At 59.6% G+C, this 443-nt stretch carries 1 protein-coding gene; it reads left to right on the top strand.

The window, feature by feature from the left end:
- Positions 1 to 443, top strand: a 443-nt coding sequence (locus EN885_RS33170; protein ID WP_128335268.1) for a transporter substrate-binding domain-containing protein, incomplete at both ends; no start/stop codon positions are given.

Genomic DNA, 443 nt, shown 5'->3' with positions numbered 1-443 from the left:
TCTTGCGCGTCTGCGCCGATCCCTCGAATATGCCCTTCACCGACAAGAGCGGCGAAGGATTCGAAAACAAGCTGGCAGAGCTGGTTGCCGCGAAAACCGGGCGCAAGTCCGTCTCCTACACCTGGTTTCCCACGATCACCGGCTTCGTGCGCAATACGTTGGGGGCCAACCGATGCGACATCATCATGGGCTATGCCCAGGGCGATGAGCTGGTGCAGAACACCAACGCCTACTATCGCTCCGCCTATGTGCTGGTGCATCCGAAAAGCAAAGATATGGAAGGCGTGGAAACGATCGAGGATTCCAGACTCACGGGCAAGACGATCGGCGTCGTTGAAAGCACGCCGCCAACCGCCAACATGGCCGCCAACAAGCTCCTGCGGACCGCCAAGATCTATCCGCTTGCGGTGGATACGCGCGTCACCCCATCCATGGGGGAGGTC

Origin of the sequence: Mesorhizobium sp. M6A.T.Cr.TU.014.01.1.1 (genome assembly GCF_004022765.1) — a bacterium.
Lineage (GTDB): Bacteria > Pseudomonadota > Alphaproteobacteria > Rhizobiales > Rhizobiaceae > Mesorhizobium > Mesorhizobium mediterraneum.
Note: the sequence above shows the minus strand (reverse complement) of the source record. Positions and strands in the feature narration are given on the sequence as shown.